Source organism: Bacillus sp. FSL R5-0416, from assembly GCF_037975425.1.
GTDB classification, from domain to species: Bacteria; Bacillota; Bacilli; order Bacillales; family Bacillaceae; genus Bacillus; species Bacillus subtilis.
The window spans coordinates 983,007-998,458 of the sequence record NZ_CP150252.1; the positions used below are offsets into that span (position 1 = coordinate 983,007).

Genomic DNA, 15,452 nt, shown 5'->3' on the forward strand with positions numbered 1-15,452 from the left:
TAATGGCATAAGCTGATACATAGGAGGACGAATATGACTTGGAGAAAGAGCTATGAACGCTGGAAACAGACAGAACATTTAGATCCGGAATTAAAAGAGCGCCTTATTGAATTAGAGGGGGATGAACAGGCCCTTGAGGACTGTTTCTATAAAGACCTTGAATTCGGTACCGGCGGAATGCGCGGGGAAATCGGCGCCGGGACAAATCGGATGAATATTTACACTGTGCGCAAAGCATCGGCCGGGTTTGCGGCATACATCTCGAAGCAAGGTGAGGAAGCGGAAAAACGGGGCGTTGTCATTGCTTATGATTCCCGCCATAAATCTCCGGAGTTCGCGATGGAAGCGGCAAAAACACTTGCGACACAAGGCATTCAAACATACGTGTTTGATGAGCTTCGCCCGACGCCAGAGCTGTCATTCGCTGTCAGACAGCTGAACGCTTATGGGGGAATTGTGGTAACGGCAAGCCATAACCCGCCTGAATATAACGGCTACAAAGTATACGGGGATGATGGCGGCCAGCTGCCTCCAAAGGAAGCGGACATCGTCATTGAGCAGGTAAACGCGATTGAAAATGAGCTGACGATCACAGTGGACGAAGAAAATAAGTTAAAAGAAAAAGGCTTAATCAAAATCATCGGTGAAGATATTGATAAAGTTTATACAGAAAAACTGACGTCGATTTCTGTACATCCTGAATTATCGGAAGAAGTAGATGTAAAGGTTGTTTTCACACCGCTGCATGGAACTGCAAATAAACCGGTCAGACGCGGACTTGAAGCACTCGGCTACAAAAATGTAACGGTTGTCAAAGAACAGGAACTGCCGGATTCAAACTTCTCCACTGTTACATCGCCAAACCCCGAAGAGCATGCGGCATTCGAATATGCCATTAAGCTTGGGGAGGAGCAGAATGCAGATATTCTCATCGCGACAGATCCTGATGCTGACCGCCTCGGCATCGCGGTGAAAAACGATCAAGGCAAATATACAGTGCTGACAGGAAACCAAACCGGAGCGCTGCTGCTTCATTACCTGCTTTCTGAAAAGAAAAAACAAGGCATCCTTCCTGATAATGGTGTTGTTCTCAAAACGATCGTCACAAGCGAAATCGGCCGTGCTGTAGCTTCTTCATTCGGCCTTGATACGATTGATACGCTGACAGGCTTTAAGTTTATCGGTGAAAAGATTAAGGAATACGAGGCATCAGGCCAGTATACCTTCCAATTCGGTTATGAAGAGAGCTACGGTTATTTAATCGGGGATTTTGCCCGCGATAAGGACGCCATTCAGGCTGCGCTTTTGGCAGTTGAAGTTTGCGCGTTCTATAAAAAACAGGGAATGTCATTGTATGAGGCGCTCATCAATCTCTTTAACGAATATGGTTTTTATCGTGAAGGGCTGAAATCCCTGACGCTGAAAGGCAAACAAGGAGCAGAGCAAATTGAAGCGATTCTTGCTTCCTTCAGACAAAATCCGCCGCAGAAAATGGCGGGCAAACAGGTTGTCACAGCAGAAGATTACGCTGTAAGCAAACGGACGCTTCTGACTGAAAACAAAGAAGAAGCTATCGACTTGCCAAAATCAAATGTACTGAAATACTTCCTGGAAGACGGGTCTTGGTTCTGTCTTCGTCCTTCTGGAACTGAGCCGAAGGTGAAATTTTATTTCGCCGTAAAAGGATCATCTTTGGAAGACAGTGAAAAGCGACTTGCCGTCCTTTCTGAAGATGTAATGAAGACGGTTGATGAAATTGTTGAGTCGACGGCAAAATAATTCAAGTATGAGCTGGGTCATTGTAAATGATCCAGCTTTTTCTTTTTCTCATCCAAAAGTCTGAAAGAAAATCATCCCATCAGTGAAGTAATGAAATACAAAAAACTGGTATAATCTTAAATACAAGATCAATGCCGGAGTGAGAAACGTGAGCAAAACGAGGATGGAAAAATTAAAAACGCTGAAAACGATTGCGGAAACCTTAAATCAAGGGCACGATATCAAAGCAACACTGGATGAGGTTTTAAAAGAGTTGCTGAGTCTGACAAACCTTCAATCCGGATGGATTTTTCTGATCGAAGAAGATGGGTCTTATACGTTAGCGGCCGACGCTTATCTGCCCCCGGCTTTAAGCCGCAAGGAAAAAGTGCTGATGTGCGAAGGGGAGTGTTACTGCCTGACGAAATTCAATAACGGAGGGCTTAGAAAGGCTGCAAATATCATGAACTGCAAACGCATCGAATCAGCAGAAAACCTGCATTGTTTTGACACAGAAGGAATTACGCATCATGCAACTGTGCCTTTAGAAGACGGGGACAGAAGATTCGGATTGTTAAATGTAGCGGCGGCCGGAAAAACCATGTTTGATGAGGAAGAGCTGCATTTACTCGAGTCTGTCGCCTTTCAGATCGGAACGGCAATCCAGCGTATGAGGCTTTCTGAATATCAACAAAAAAATGCTCTTTTAATGGAGCGTAACCGCCTCGCTCAGGAGCTTCACGATTCAGTCAATCAAATGCTGTTTTCCGTCAGTTTAACTGCCAAAGCTGCGAAGACACTAACAAAAGATGAGAATTTACAGCAGATGATTGATTTCATCCAAAACCTATCACAGGACGCGCTCGCAGAAATGAAAGCGTTAATTTGGCAGCTTCGCCCCGGAGGATTGGAAAAAGGGCTGGCTGAAGCCATTAAAAGCTATGGTGCGCTCATTGGATTGAAGATCATTTTTACACAAAAAGGCTGTCCTGTTCTGACTGATGAGCAGGAGCATATGTTATGGCGTGTCGTACAGGAAGCTTTAAATAACTGCAAAAAGCATGCCGGAACGGATACGGCGTATGTTAGTCTGACTGCTTCTTTGTGCCATGCGGAGCTGGATATCATCGATCATGGGGCAGGATTTCGCTATGAAGCGCATGCCGGTCTGCCTTCACTTGGCATCAAGGGTATGAAAGAACGAGCGGAAAAAGCCGGAGCTAAGTTTTGGATTGAGTCAGCGCTTGGAACTGGAACAAAGCTGTCCATCAGGCTTCCGCTAACAAGCCGAAAAGGAGGGGCGGTATGAAAATTGTCATTGCTGATGATCATCATGTTGTCAGAAAGGGTCTGCGTTTTTTCTTTGCCACCCAGGATGATATTGAAGTTGTCGGAGAAGCTGCAACTGGAATAGAAGCTCTCCGTGTCATCGAAGAGACAAAGCCGGATCTTGTGCTAATGGATCTGTCTATGCCCGAGATGGACGGCATTCAAGCCATTAAAAAAGCAATACAGCAATTTCCGGAGACGAATATCATTGTGCTGACGAGCTACTCTGATCAGGAGCACGTCATCCCCGCGCTTCAGGCAGGCGCGAAGGCGTATCAATTAAAGGATACGGAGCCCGAGGAATTGGTGAAAACACTAAGACAAGTGCATGCTGGCGAATACAAGCTTTCTACAGCTATTATGCCCCATGTGCTGACACATATGAAAAATCAGCACGACCCGGAAAAAGAAAAATACTATCAATTAACAAGAAGGGAAAAAGACGTTCTGACTGAAATAGCGAACGGGAAAAGCAATAAAGAAATCGCAGCATCCTTGTTTATTTCAGAAAAAACAGTAAAAACCCATGTATCGAATCTTTTAGCAAAACTTGAAGCGGCCGATCGCACGCAAGCAGCGCTTTTCGCAGTGAAATATAACCTGAATGGAGAGATCTTAAAATGAACATGTTAGTCATAAATGGCACGCCTAGAAAACATGGCAGAACAAGAATTGCAGCATCCTATATTGCAGCTCTGTATCACACGGATTTGATTGATCTAAGCGAGTTTGTATTGCCGGTTTTTAACGGTGAAGCGGATCAATCTGAACTGTTGAAGGTACAGGAGCTTAAGCAACGCGTTACGAAAGCGGATGCGATTGTATTATTATCGCCTGAATATCACAGCGGCATGAGCGGCGCTTTAAAAAATGCCTTGGATTTTCTAAGCAGCGAACAATTCAAATATAAGCCCGTTGCATTATTGGCAGTAGCGGGAGGCGGAAAAGGCGGCATCAATGCGCTGAACAATATGAGAACTGTGATGCGGGGTGTCTACGCCAATGTCATCCCGAAGCAGCTGGTGCTTGATCCGGTGCATATTGATGTTGAGAATGCTACAGTGGCTGAAAACATTAAGGAAAGCATAAAAGAGCTTGTCGAAGAACTCAGCATGTTCGCAAAAACAGGAAATCCCGGCGTCTAAACGCCGGGATTTGTTTATGTGAGAAGGGCTATTTGATCTTCATAAGTCAGCTCTGTGGCATGATCAATATAACGGAGAAGGGAATACAGCATCTTTTCTAAAACGGCGTAATCCTGTTCAAAATGATACGCATGCAGAAAGTGCTCAATTCGTTTTGATAACAAATCGTCCTCTGTACGCACCATTAAAATTAATAAATTATCCCATTGAGAACGATGGGTGTAATAAAGCGCTTTATCGTAATCGGCATAATCCATGAATCGCTTCTCCTTTCTTGGGTGAGAAGTTCATGATTAGTTTATGCCGCATCTTCTGTTATTGACGGGGCAAAACTTGCCGTCTGCGTCAGTAAAGGGGTAGCAATATGAGGGAGACATAAAATCAAAATGCCTGAATGAAGATATCGCTTTTGGTAAACCTATGAGGGAACATATTCTGGGTACAGGAGACTGAAAAAATGAAATCTCTGCCGTATACCATTGCGCTTCTTTTTTGCGGATTGATTATCGTGTCAATGGCTGCAAAAGGTCATTCAACGGACACAAACGAGTCCGTTCAAAAGTGGGAACAGCTTGCCTGGAGCAAAATTCAGGATGAATATAAGGGCGCTTCATTTTCTGATTATGCTTATATGGGGCGTACAGAGGTGAATGATCAGCAGACGAAAGATGTCTTTCGGGTGACAGTCAGACAGAAAGATGACACTTTTTCTGTTCGGGCCGAAGTCTATTTTCATCCGGTGACAAATCATATGATCAGCATCAACGTCTTTAGGCTCTAATAAAAAACTGTACAGCCGTTAAGGCCGCACAGTTTCTGTTTTTAGAAATATCGTTTTGCACCGAGATAGCGCTGTTTCCAGTAAGAGTTATTCATATTGGAAATGACAACTCCGGAATCGTTGGCATTTATGAATTCCCCGTTGCCTAGGTAAATTCCGACGTGGGAAGGGCCGGCTTTATATGTTGTAAAGAAAACGAAATCTCCGACAGCAGGCTGGCTAACTGATTTCATTGTGTTCCAATATCCCGCTGCCGTTAATCTAGATACGGATGTGACTTTGTTCAGTACATAGTAAATGAATCCGCTGCAGTCAAACCCGGACGGTGTCGTGCCTCCCCAGCGATACGGAACCCCAAGCTGCGCTTTAGCGGCCGAAATCATTGTGTTAATCTTCGCACTCGTTGAGCTGGTGGTGTTTGAAGAACCGGATGAAGACGATGATGAAGCTTTTCCGGAAATGACCAGCTTTTGGCCAACCTGCAAGACATCCGTTTTTAAATTGTTTTTCTCACGAATCCGCTGAGCTGTTACATTAAATTTTTGAGCAATCACCCATAAGGAATCACCGCTTTTCACCGTGTATGTAGTCGTCGTGCCGGAGCTTGCATTTGACGAAGAAGACGACGATGATGAAGAGCCTGAAGATGCTTTACCTGTCAGCTTCAATACTTGTCCAACGTAAAGCACATCTGATTTCAGATTGTTGATATTTCGGATTTGCTGTACAGTCAGGTTATAGTTATTTGCGATTTTCCAAAGTGAATCACCGCTTTTAACGGTATATTTAGTTGTTGCTGAAGTTTGGTTCGATTTGGATGAATTGTCTTTAGAAGACGTATCAGAGCCGCTTGATTTTGTTTTCAACACCTGATTCACGTAAATGGTGTCTGATTTTAAGTTGTTCAAGACCTTCAATTCAGCGATGGACATATTGACTTTGTTTGCAATTTTCCAAAGTGAATCTCCAAGCTGCACCTTATATGTTCCCGTAGAAGATGAAGAACTTGAACTCTTATTAGAACTGCTTTTTGAACTTGAGCTTGAACTCTTATTGGAACTGCTTTTTGTACTGGAACTTGAAGAAACAGTACCGGACACCTTTAATTTCTGCCCAGCACGAATTAAATCGCTGCTTAGTCCGTTTAATTTTTTCAGTTCCTGCACCGTCATTTTAAACTCATTTGCGATCAGCCAAAGTGAATCTCCGCTTTTCACTGTGTAAACAGAACTTCCGCTCTTCTTGGTTGTTGAGCTTGAAGTAGATGAAGAAGTGCTGGATTTGCTGCCTGGAATAGTGAGCGTCTGGCCGATCGACAGAACAGTAGTCGAAAGATGATTGGCGGATGTGAGGGCCGCCACACTTGTGTTATAGGTTTGGGCCAGTTTCCATAAAGAATCTCCGCTTTTGACCTTAATCGTTGCTGCTTCAGCTGGTGTCACTACTAAAGTTGTGCCGACAATCGCAGATGCTGTCAGCCCTGCTGCTAATTTCTTTTTCATCTTAGCTCTCCTTTTTCCCCCAATGATTTTGCATTTGCTGTTTCTTTTTTATATCGGCACATTTGTCTCATCGTTTTGCCTTTTTATAAAATTAGCCATATTATCTTAACAATAAGGGGGAAAAAGGGCATAAAAAAAAGAAGGAATCTTGATTCATTCCTTCAATTTTAAAAGCTTCATGATATCTTCTTTGTTTTTGACGAGGTCGCGCAGTGTGTATCTGTCTAAAACTGCGAGGTAGGCTAAAAGCGCTTCATTCAGCACATGTTTTAAGCCGCACACCGGGGAAATAACGCAGAGATTCTTGTTCGCATCAAAACATTCAACAATATTAAAATCGTCCTCCGTTTTTCTGACAACCTCACCGATGTTGATGTCTTCAGGGTCCATGCCTAATCGTATGCCGCCGCCCCGTCCGCGTATCGTTTCTACGTAGCCGAGCTGGCCGAGCCTGTATATGACTTTCATGAGATGATTTTTTGAAATAGAATACGTTTCGGCAATCTGTTTTATATTTGAAAGTTCTCCGGGACGCTCTGCAGCCAGAAAAATCAACACTCTTAATGAATAATCTGTATAATTGGTTAACTTCATAATAAGACCTCAGAATAAGACATTTTCTATATCTTATCATAATCGATTGAAAAATGAAAAAAAAGGAATTAAAAAACATGCACCCGGCAGGGTGCATGTTTTTTGCTTACATGTCATTCGGCGGATTTTGGTTTTTACGGTTTTTTTCGATTTCTGTGTTTTGCATTTTGCGTTCAAATGTAGACAGATAACGTGATGCAAAATCCTTACCGCCAAGGCCGAAGGATAAACCAAAAGCAAGTGCGAAGCCGCTAAGTACGATGATGAACGCGGAATTGACGATTGTCGCAGCGACACCAAGCTGATCCAGGGCCATAAAGAAAGCAAGTGCGATAATCGTATATTTAGCAATAGGCGCTAAAGACTTGAATTCCTGGCCTTTTATCATGCTTGAGAGCACTTTTCTCACCAATTCTCCTGCGTAAAGGCCGAGTCCGAGAATGAATACTGCGACAAGGACATTCGGCAGATATGCGATGATGCCGGTGGCAATTTCTACGAGGAAGTGCAGCCGAACAATTTGAAGCGCCTCAGCTGTAAAGAGCAGAATGACAATGATTTGCGCAATCATACCGACAACTTGAGACAAGGACAGCTTTGCAGGCGTTCCGGCTTCCATGCCCATTTTCCCTAAGACAGAATCAAAGCCTGCGCGATGGAGCAGTCCGGACACCATGGATTTCACCCATTTTCCTGCCCAGATACCCGCTAATACAAGCACGATGGCAATTATGATGTTCGGAAGCATGTTTAAAATCGTATTCAGCATAGAGACAGCTGGTTTTGAAATGCCGGCGACATCCAGCTGATCAAGCGCTGAAATGACCACCGGAATCATAATGAGCACATAAGCGATTGTTCCGATGACTGCTGAAAGGCTTGTGTCTTTTAAGTAAATTGATAAACCCATACGTGCCGCGAATCTTTCCGTGCCGATGCTTGCAAGGAAATTCGTAATGATATCACGGACAAGGCGGGCAACAAGCCAGCCGATTAATACGATAAGCGCCGCTGCAAATAATTTCGGCAGAAAAGCGAGCACGCTTTCCATCATATTTGTAAAAGGACCTGAAATGCCGCTGATCCTCAAAGAAGATAAGACCCCTGGCAGAAAAACAAGCAGCACGAGATAAAAGACAATTTGTGAAGCGGTATTGACAGCCTGGTGAATATCTTTTCCTTCAGACACCAAATTCCACTTGCGCAGTTTGTCACTCGTGTTCAGCTTCATCCCGATTTTTTTGACAAGGAAGCTCAAAACAGAGGCTGCAGCCCATCCTAACAGCAGAATGAGTCCGGCTTTCAGCACGCTTGGGATCGCAGCTGCAATCGCCGAAAGCATACTGACAAACGGCGATGCCACTGTTGTCAGGTGCAAAATGTTAAAGAATAAAATAAAGACGATGATCAGTGCGATAAAATAAACGACCTTGCTTATGACTTTTTCCGAGGAATAGCGTGAAGGCTTTTTCCCAGCAAAGAGCTTGTCGTCGATTTTTGTTTTGCTGAGTCCTTTGTATACCGCTTTTTCAATGATTTTAGCAATAGCCCAGCCGATTAATAAGACGAGTAAAGCAATGATTACGTTTGGCAGCTTACTGAGATAAGAAGAAAGCACGTCTGCTACATTCAATTGGTATCGCTCCTTTTTCGTAGTATGGTGTGTGTTTACCCACTGATCCAATAAGCAAACAGATGAATGTGCCGGGGGAATTTTTTCTTGCCCGAGTGAGACTATCATCTTTTGTATGGCGGGCTCATACATTATAGATAAGTCCAAGTAGGGGGGATTCGGTTGAACGCGGAGGAGAAGAAGGGATTACAGCGGGCAATTGAGGAAATTACCGAAATTGCAAAAGGATTCGGCCTTGATTTCTACCCGATGAGATATGAAATCTGCCCGGCTGAAATTATTTATACATTTGGCGCGTACGGGATGCCGACAAGATTCAGCCACTGGAGCTTCGGCAAGCAGTTTCATAAGATGAAGCTGCACTATGATCTAGGGTTAAGTAAGATCTATGAGCTGGTCATTAACTCAGATCCATGCTACGCTTTTTTGCTGGACAGCAACTCACTGATCCAAAATAAATTGATTGTCGCACACGTTCTTGCCCATTGCGATTTCTTCAAAAACAACTGCCGTTTCCAAAACACGAAGCGCGATATGGTGGAAAGCATGGCGGCAACAGCTGAACGGATAAAACACTATGAACAGGTTCACGGGATAAAAGAAGTGGAATCTTTTTTAGATGCGATCCTTTCGATTCAGGAGCATATCGATCCGTCGTTGGTCCGACCAAAGCTTCAATGGAGTGTGGATGATGAGGAAGAGGAGATTGAAGAGGCAGCCACGCCTTACGATGATCTATGGTCTTTGGATGAAAAGAAACCGAAAAAACAAGTGAAAAAATCGAAAAAACCGTTCCCGCCGCGGCCTGAAAAAGATATCCTGCTTTTTATCGAGGAGCATTCCCGGGAGCTGGAGCCATGGCAGCGTGATATATTAACGATGATGAGAGAGGAAATGCTTTATTTCTGGCCTCAGCTGGAAACCAAGATTATGAATGAGGGCTGGGCTTCCTATTGGCACCAGCGAATTATACGTGAGCTTGATTTAACCTCTGATGAAGCGATCGAGTTCGCCAAGCTGAATGCAGGTGTCGTTCAGCCGTCCAAAACAGGCATTAATCCTTATTATTTAGGGCTGAAAATATTTGAAGACATTGAGGAGAGGTACAACAACCCGACGGAGGAAATGAAGAAAATGGGCGTGCAACCTGACTCCGGCCGGGAGAAAATGTTTGAGGTCAGGGAGATTGAATCCGATATCTCTTTCATCCGCAATTATTTAACCAAAGAATTAGTCATGCGCGAGGATCTTTATTTATTTCAAAAACAGGGCCGAGATTATAAAATCATCGATAAACAGTGGAAGTCGGTGCGCGACCAGCTCGTAAGCATGCGGGTAAATGGCGGTTTTCCATATTTGACAGTAAACGACGGCGATTATATGAAAAATAACGAGCTCTATATTAAGCATTGGTATGAAGGAATAGAGTTAGATTTGAAATATTTGGAGAAGGTGCTTCCTTATTTATTCCAGCTTTGGGGAAGAAGCGTGCACATTGAGTCTGTGCTTGAGGATAAGGAAGTCATGTTTTCGTACGACGGAAAAGGTGTTCACCGCAGATATTTATAAAAAAGAGGATGCAGCGTTCTGCATCCTTTTTATTTTCCAGTTTTTAAAATATTAAATATGATGTTTGCCTGGTCCGTATTATTAATCAATCCGCGGAATTTTTCTTTTCCGGGGCCGTACGCGTATACCGGTACTTCTTCGCCGGTATGATCGGTACTCGTCCATCCGCTGTTGGAGCGAGTATTAAAAATCTTGATGATGGCTTTGTAGGCCCCTTTGCTTTTGTCAGCCTGTGCAGCTGCTTCAACGCTTTTGATTTCTTCAGATGTGAATTTCAGATTGGCATAGCGGGCGAGCACATCTTTAGCCGGCTTGCCTTCACTGATTTTTTTGGCCATGAATTCAGGTGTTTTCTTAGCGGAGAGAATCGGTTCTGCGTGCCAATTCTTTTCCCCGTTTGCGCCAATGGTAAAGCCGCCGGTTGTATGGTCAGCAGTTGCAATCACAAGTGTATGTTTGTCTTTTTTCGCAAATTCAATCGCGGCTTTATAGGCCTGCTCAAAATCTTTAACCTCGCTCATGGCTCCTACTGTATCATTGTCATGGGCCGCCCAGTCAATCTGGCTCCCTTCGACCATCAAGAAAAATCCTTTTTTATTTTGGTTCAGGCGATCAATTGCTGAAACCGTCATGTCTTTGAGAGACGGTGTTTTACTGTCACGGTCGAGCGCTTTAGCAAGCCCTCCATCTGCGAAAAGCCCGAGCACCTGCTGATCTTTATTTTTTTTCAATGCTTGTTTAGTTGTCACATAGCTGTAGCCGGCTTGTTTGAATTCCTTTGTCAAGTTTCTGTCCTTGCGGTTAAAATAAGATTTTCCGCCGCCGAGCAGCACGTCTATTTTATGTTTGCCTTTTATTTTGTCATCCATATAGCTGTTGGCGATTTGGTCCATGTTTTTCCGTGATTCATTGTGGGCACCATATGCGGCTGGAGTGGCGTGGTTAATTTCAGACGTGGCGACAAGCCCTGTTGACTTGCCTTGCTGTTTGGCCTCTTCAAGTACTGATTTCACTTTTTTCCCGTTTTTATCGACACCAATTGCATTGTTATATGTCTTAACGCCTGTCGCTAATGCTGTTCCGGCTGCTGCTGAATCTGTAATATTATAGTCAGGGTCATCCGGATGCGTCATCATCATGCCTGTCAGGTTCCGGTCAAATTCTGTTAACTTCGGGTTATTCGGTGTGTCACCGTTATTTTTCATAGAACGGTAGGCTTTTATGTAAGGCGTCCCCATGCCGTCGCCTATCATCACAATGACATTTCTGATCTCAGCTTTGTCTTGTTTTTTGGCGCTGGCCTTTTCTGTTTGCTGAAGCTCAGCTCCGGCAAAGATTCCAGCTGTAAGGACAGAAACAGCGGCGATTGGCAGAAGTTTTGATTTCATATTTTGAAACAAACTCATTATTTTCATGCCTCCTTTAATGTATTCCGTTTATCATGTTAGGGAAATTTTGTTAAATGCGGCTGTTGATCATGTAAACAATAAGTAAAGCCTTGTAAGGAAATGAAAAAACGCTTTTCGTTATCTTGCCTTATTTGATGTAAAGCATTCATTTTTCAGAAAAATCTTTACCTCTCTGTCTTTGCATGATATGTTTGTTTAAATAAAAAAACTGCGGATAACCACAGCTCTCCTCGAATATTCTTTATCACTCATTTTTCCGATATGTGAGCCGACCCCGAAAGTTTTTCATTTATTTCCTTTATTTTGAAAAACATCCCATAAAACATGACAAAAGCACTCGTTTTTTGTCACCTTTGCAACGAAAATGAAATATTTAATACCCTTAAAAACTTTTTTTTAGAACGAATAATTAAGAAATTTGTCACATGAAGTCAAGACTATTTCTGATGGGAATCTATCCTTATAATAGAAATCAATAAGATTAATTTAAAAAAAGAGATACATATATAGAGAGTTAACATTTGGGGAGGAAAATATGAAAAAGCAAATCATTACAGCTACGACAGCAGTTGTTTTAGGATCGACGTTATTTGCAGGAGCGGCATCTGCACAAAGCATTAAGGTGAAAAAAGGCGACACGTTATGGGATCTTTCAAGAAAATACGACACAACGATCAGTAAAATTAAATCAGAGAACCACCTTCGTTCAGACATTATTTATGTGGGACAAACTTTATCGATTAACGGCAAATCTACAAGTTCAAAAAGCAGCAGTTCTTCTTCCTCTTCTTCTACATACAAAGTAAAGAGCGGGGACAGCCTTTGGAAAATTTCAAAAAAATACGGCATGACAATCAATGAACTGAAGAAGCTGAATGGCTTAAAATCAGATTTGCTTCGTGTTGGACAAGTCCTGAAACTGAAAGGTTCAACTAGTTCAAGCAGCTCCAGCTCATCAAAAGTGTCATCGTCTTCCACTTCTACTTATAAAGTGAAGAGCGGAGACAGCCTTTCTAAAATTGCGAGCAAATACGGTACTACGGTTAGCAAATTAAAAAGCTTAAACGGCTTAAAATCAGATGTAATCTATGTCAACCAAGTATTGAAGGTGAAAGGAACAAGCACAAGCAGCTCAAAACCTGCTTCATCTTCATCATCTTCAAGCAGCAAAACGTCATCTACATCACTTAATGTGAGCAAACTGGTTTCTGATGCAAAAGCGTTAGTCGGAACGCCATATAAATGGGGCGGAACGACAACTTCAGGCTTTGACTGCAGCGGATTCATTTGGTACGTACTGAATAAACAAACAAGTGTGGGCAGAACAAGCACTGCAGGATACTGGAGTTCTATGAAGAGCATTGCCAGCCCGTCTGTTGGTGATTTCGTCTTCTTCACAACATATAAATCCGGCCCTTCTCACATGGGGATTTACATTGGAAACAACAGTTTCATTCATGCAGGATCTGACGGCGTACAAATCAGCAGCCTGAACAACAGCTACTGGAAGCCTCGTTACCTCGGTGCGAAAAGATTCTAATTTTTAGAGAAAACCCGTTCATTGGAACGGGTTTTTTTCATTAGACGGAGCACAGGCGTTTTGGTTGCTCCTAAAAATGAAAATGTGATAAAAAATCCAAGAATTTTTTTTCTTTCTTATTTTCATAAAGGGCAATCGCGTAAGCGCCGGCATAGGGCAGCTGTACAGACTGATAAGGAATTCTGATCATCTGTTTCTCTGCTAACTCACGCTTTACTGTAGATAAAGGCAGAAATGAAACTCCGAGTCCTTCCTTGATAAACCGTTTCGTTATATGTGTTTGAGTGACCTTCATTGTTCTCACAAATGGAAATGTCATTCTGACTTGACGGAGCAAGTCGTCCCAGTAATCAGGGTGATTGTGGGTCAAAAGCAGGTATTGTTCGAGCACCTCTTTGGCATCAATTTCGTTGTCTTCTATGAAACGCTTATCGGGCGGGGCAACAAGGACGACAGGGTCTTTGTATAGGCAGTGGCAGCTTAAAGAAGAAGACTGTACCTTTAAACAGCTTAGTCCGATATCTGCTTCCCCGGCTTTAATCAGTGACGCGATTTCCGCTGATTCGAAAATTGTAACCGCCATTTCTGTTTCCGTATTCATTGCTGTGTACCGTTTCATGACAGAAGGAAGCACAGTATCTGCAATAAGCGGAGAAACCGCGAGCTGTAAGGTTTGAGAGTAGCCTTGTCTCACTCTGTGAAGCTCTGCCATGCTGTTTTCATAATCATCAAGAAGCCTGAGCGCATACGGCAAATACGCCCTGCCTTCATCAGTCAGCTGGATTTGCCTGCCTTTACGCTCGAACAGCTTGCAGCTGATTTCTTTTTCTAATTGCTTGATATGTACGGTCACAGTAGGCTGAGATAAGAAAAGCGTTTCCGCCGTTTTTCGGAAGTTCTCATATTTTGCAGCGGTCACAAAGGTGTGAAGCCATTTGAAATCCATTTCTATTCTCCCTCTGATTAATATTTTTAATTAATTCCCTTTAAAATATTCATTATTTTTTAAATATTATATTTACTATAATAACAGAAAAGGATAGGGGGAATACAAATGGTACATTACGGATTAAAGGGAATTACATGTGTGGAAACATCCATCAGCCATATTGATGGTGAAAAAGGGCATCTGATTTACAGAGGACATCATGCAAAAGACATCGCACTGAATCATAGCTTTGAAGAAGCGGCTTATTTGATTTTATTTGGAAAACTGCCTTCAACTGAAGAATTGCAGGTATTTAAAGATAAGCTGGCTGCGGAACGGAATCTTCCGGAACATATTGAGCGCTTGATTCAATCACTGCCAAACAACATGGACGATATGTCGGTGCTGAGAACGGTTGTTTCAGCATTGGGGGAAAATACGTACACATTCCATCCGAAAACAGAAGAAGCAATCCGGCTGATTGCAATCACGCCTTCCATCATTGCATACAGAAAAAGATGGACGCGCGGTGAACAAGCAATTGCACCTTCTTCCCAGTACGGACATGTCGAAAACTACTATTATATGCTCACAGGCGAACAGCCTTCAGAGGCAAAAAAGAAAGCGCTTGAAACCTATATGATTCTGGCCATGGAGCACGGCATGAACGCATCCACTTTTTCGGCACGAGTCACGTTATCTACAGAGAGTGATTTAGTGTCAGCCGTCACGTCTGCTCTCGGCACGATGAAAGGTCCGCTGCACGGAGGCGCTCCTTCTGCGGTGACAAAAATGCTTGAAGACATTGGAGAAAAAGAACATGCTGAAGCATATCTGAAAGAAAAACTCGAAAAAGGAGAGCGCTTGATGGGATTCGGCCACAGGGTGTACAAAACAAAAGACCCGCGGGCAGAAGCTTTGAGACAGAAAGCAGAAGAGGTGGCCGGCAATGACCGTGATCTTGATCTTGCGCTGCATGTAGAAGCAGAAGCGATTCGTTTGCTAGAAATCTACAAACCGGGACGAAAGCTGTACACAAATGTTGAATTTTACGCAGCTGCAGTGATGAAGGCCATCGATTTTGACGATGAATTGTTTACTCCGACCTTTTCAGCAAGCCGAATGGTAGGGTGGTGCGCCCATGTACTGGAACAGGCAGAAAACAACATGATTTTCCGCCCGTCAGCGCAATATACCGGTGCCATTCCCGAGGAAGTTCTTTCATAACATATTTTGGCGTTTATTCATTTCTGTCGTGTGGTAA

The 15,452-nt window shown here is 43.2% G+C and carries 14 protein-coding genes; 8 read left to right on the plus strand and 6 right to left on the minus strand.

What is annotated here, in order from left to right:
- The first annotated feature begins 33 nt into the window (after positions 1–33).
- The 4 genes from pgcA (at position 34) to yhdA (ending at position 4,232) form a co-directional block, all read left to right on the plus strand.
- Positions 34–1,779 carry a phosphoglucomutase gene (gene pgcA / locus NYE20_RS05130; protein ID WP_049140652.1) on the plus strand — a complete coding sequence of 582 codons (1,746 nt, stop codon included), beginning with the start codon at positions 34–36 and terminating at the stop codon, positions 1,777–1,779.
- Between the two features lie 148 nt (positions 1,780–1,927).
- Positions 1,928–3,067 carry a two-component system sensor histidine kinase YhcY gene (yhcY, locus tag NYE20_RS05135; protein ID WP_021479676.1) on the plus strand — a complete coding sequence of 380 codons (1,140 nt, stop codon included), beginning with the start codon at positions 1,928–1,930 and terminating at the stop codon, positions 3,065–3,067.
- Positions 3,064–3,711, plus strand: coding sequence for a two-component system response regulator YhcZ (gene yhcZ, locus NYE20_RS05140; RefSeq protein WP_072173881.1), 648 nt, complete (start codon positions 3,064–3,066; stop codon positions 3,709–3,711). The genes yhcY and yhcZ overlap by 4 nt, the downstream gene beginning before the upstream one ends.
- Positions 3,708–4,232: an FMN-dependent NADPH-azoreductase gene (gene yhdA / locus NYE20_RS05145; protein WP_021479674.1), complete on the plus strand. Its 525-nt coding sequence runs from the start codon at positions 3,708–3,710 to the stop codon at positions 4,230–4,232. Before yhcZ ends, yhdA begins: the two co-directional genes overlap by 4 nt.
- Before the next feature lie 14 nt (positions 4,233–4,246).
- Here yhdA and NYE20_RS05150 read toward each other — a convergent pair whose 3' ends face one another.
- Entirely contained in the window at positions 4,247–4,489 is a 243-nt protein-coding gene (locus NYE20_RS05150) for a YhdB family protein (RefSeq protein ID WP_003233373.1), read from the minus strand.
- A 200-nt stretch (positions 4,490–4,689) separates the two neighbouring features.
- Here NYE20_RS05150 and NYE20_RS05155 point away from each other — a divergent pair, with 200 nt between their 5' ends.
- Positions 4,690–5,013, plus strand: coding sequence for a YqzG/YhdC family protein (locus NYE20_RS05155; RefSeq protein ID WP_014476269.1), 324 nt, complete (start codon positions 4,690–4,692; stop codon positions 5,011–5,013).
- A 41-nt stretch (positions 5,014–5,054) separates the two neighbouring features.
- Here NYE20_RS05155 and lytF read toward each other — a convergent pair whose 3' ends face one another.
- The 3 genes from lytF to NYE20_RS05170 all read right to left on the minus strand — a co-directional run bounded on the left by lytF (position 5,055) and on the right by NYE20_RS05170 (position 8,874).
- Complete coding sequence (gene lytF / locus NYE20_RS05160) at positions 5,055–6,515, minus strand: peptidoglycan endopeptidase LytF (protein WP_339184697.1); 1,461 nt, start codon at positions 6,513–6,515, stop codon at positions 5,055–5,057.
- 153 nt (positions 6,516–6,668) lie between these two features.
- Positions 6,669–7,109, minus strand: a complete 441-nt coding sequence (nsrR, locus tag NYE20_RS05165; RefSeq protein WP_101501936.1) for a nitric oxide-sensing transcriptional repressor NsrR — start codon at positions 7,107–7,109, stop codon at positions 6,669–6,671.
- 106 nt (positions 7,110–7,215) lie between these two features.
- Entirely contained in the window at positions 7,216–8,874 is a 1,659-nt protein-coding gene (locus tag NYE20_RS05170) for a mechanosensitive ion channel (RefSeq protein ID WP_134991632.1), read from the minus strand.
- A gap of 30 nt (positions 8,875–8,904) precedes the next feature.
- Here NYE20_RS05170 and spoVR point away from each other — a divergent pair, with 30 nt between their 5' ends.
- Entirely contained in the window at positions 8,905–10,311 is a 1,407-nt protein-coding gene (gene spoVR, locus NYE20_RS05175; RefSeq protein WP_014479295.1) for a stage V sporulation protein SpoVR, read from the plus strand.
- Between the two features lie 29 nt (positions 10,312–10,340).
- Here the strand turns inward: spoVR and phoA are convergent, their stop codons facing one another.
- Positions 10,341–11,726 (minus strand): alkaline phosphatase PhoA, encoded by a 1,386-nt coding sequence (gene phoA, locus NYE20_RS05180; protein WP_161621450.1) that lies wholly within the window; start codon positions 11,724–11,726, stop codon positions 10,341–10,343.
- Positions 11,727–12,255: 529 nt separating this feature from the next.
- Here phoA and lytE point away from each other — a divergent pair.
- Complete coding sequence (gene lytE, locus NYE20_RS05185) at positions 12,256–13,260, plus strand: peptidoglycan endopeptidase LytE (protein ID WP_003244816.1); 1,005 nt, start codon at positions 12,256–12,258, stop codon at positions 13,258–13,260.
- A gap of 70 nt (positions 13,261–13,330) precedes the next feature.
- Here the strand turns inward: lytE and citR are convergent, their stop codons facing one another.
- Complete coding sequence (gene citR, locus NYE20_RS05190; protein WP_003233357.1) at positions 13,331–14,206, minus strand: transcriptional regulator CitR; 876 nt, start codon at positions 14,204–14,206, stop codon at positions 13,331–13,333.
- Positions 14,207–14,314: 108 nt separating this feature from the next.
- Between citR and citA the strand changes: the two genes are divergently transcribed.
- Complete coding sequence (citA, locus tag NYE20_RS05195; protein ID WP_161621451.1) at positions 14,315–15,415, plus strand: citrate synthase CitA; 1,101 nt, start codon at positions 14,315–14,317, stop codon at positions 15,413–15,415.
- Positions 15,416–15,452: the final 37 nt, after the last annotated feature.

Bases quoted from the DNA above. Each gene is read 5' to 3' on its own strand.
- yhcZ (WP_072173881.1), top strand. From the start codon at position 3,064: ATGAAAATTGTCATTGCTGATGATCATCATGTTGTCAGAAAGGGTCTG.
- nsrR (WP_101501936.1), bottom strand. From the start codon at position 7,109: ATGAAGTTAACCAATTATACAGATTATTCATTAAGAGTGTTGATTTTT.
- NYE20_RS05150 (WP_003233373.1), bottom strand. From the start codon at position 4,489: ATGGATTATGCCGATTACGATAAAGCGCTTTATTACACCCATCGTTCT.
- citR (WP_003233357.1), bottom strand. From the start codon at position 14,206: ATGGATTTCAAATGGCTTCACACCTTTGTGACCGCTGCAAAATATGAG.
- NYE20_RS05155 (WP_014476269.1), top strand. From the start codon at position 4,690: ATGAAATCTCTGCCGTATACCATTGCGCTTCTTTTTTGCGGATTGATT.
- lytF (WP_339184697.1), bottom strand. From the start codon at position 6,515: ATGAAAAAGAAATTAGCAGCAGGGCTGACAGCATCTGCGATTGTCGGC.
- lytE (WP_003244816.1), top strand. From the start codon at position 12,256: ATGAAAAAGCAAATCATTACAGCTACGACAGCAGTTGTTTTAGGATCG.
- yhdA (WP_021479674.1), top strand. From the start codon at position 3,708: ATGAACATGTTAGTCATAAATGGCACGCCTAGAAAACATGGCAGAACA.
- pgcA (WP_049140652.1), top strand. From the start codon at position 34: ATGACTTGGAGAAAGAGCTATGAACGCTGGAAACAGACAGAACATTTA.
- citA (WP_161621451.1), top strand. From the start codon at position 14,315: ATGGTACATTACGGATTAAAGGGAATTACATGTGTGGAAACATCCATC.
- NYE20_RS05170 (WP_134991632.1), bottom strand. From the start codon at position 8,874: ATGTATGAGCCCGCCATACAAAAGATGATAGTCTCACTCGGGCAAGAA.
- phoA (WP_161621450.1), bottom strand. From the start codon at position 11,726: ATGAAAATAATGAGTTTGTTTCAAAATATGAAATCAAAACTTCTGCCA.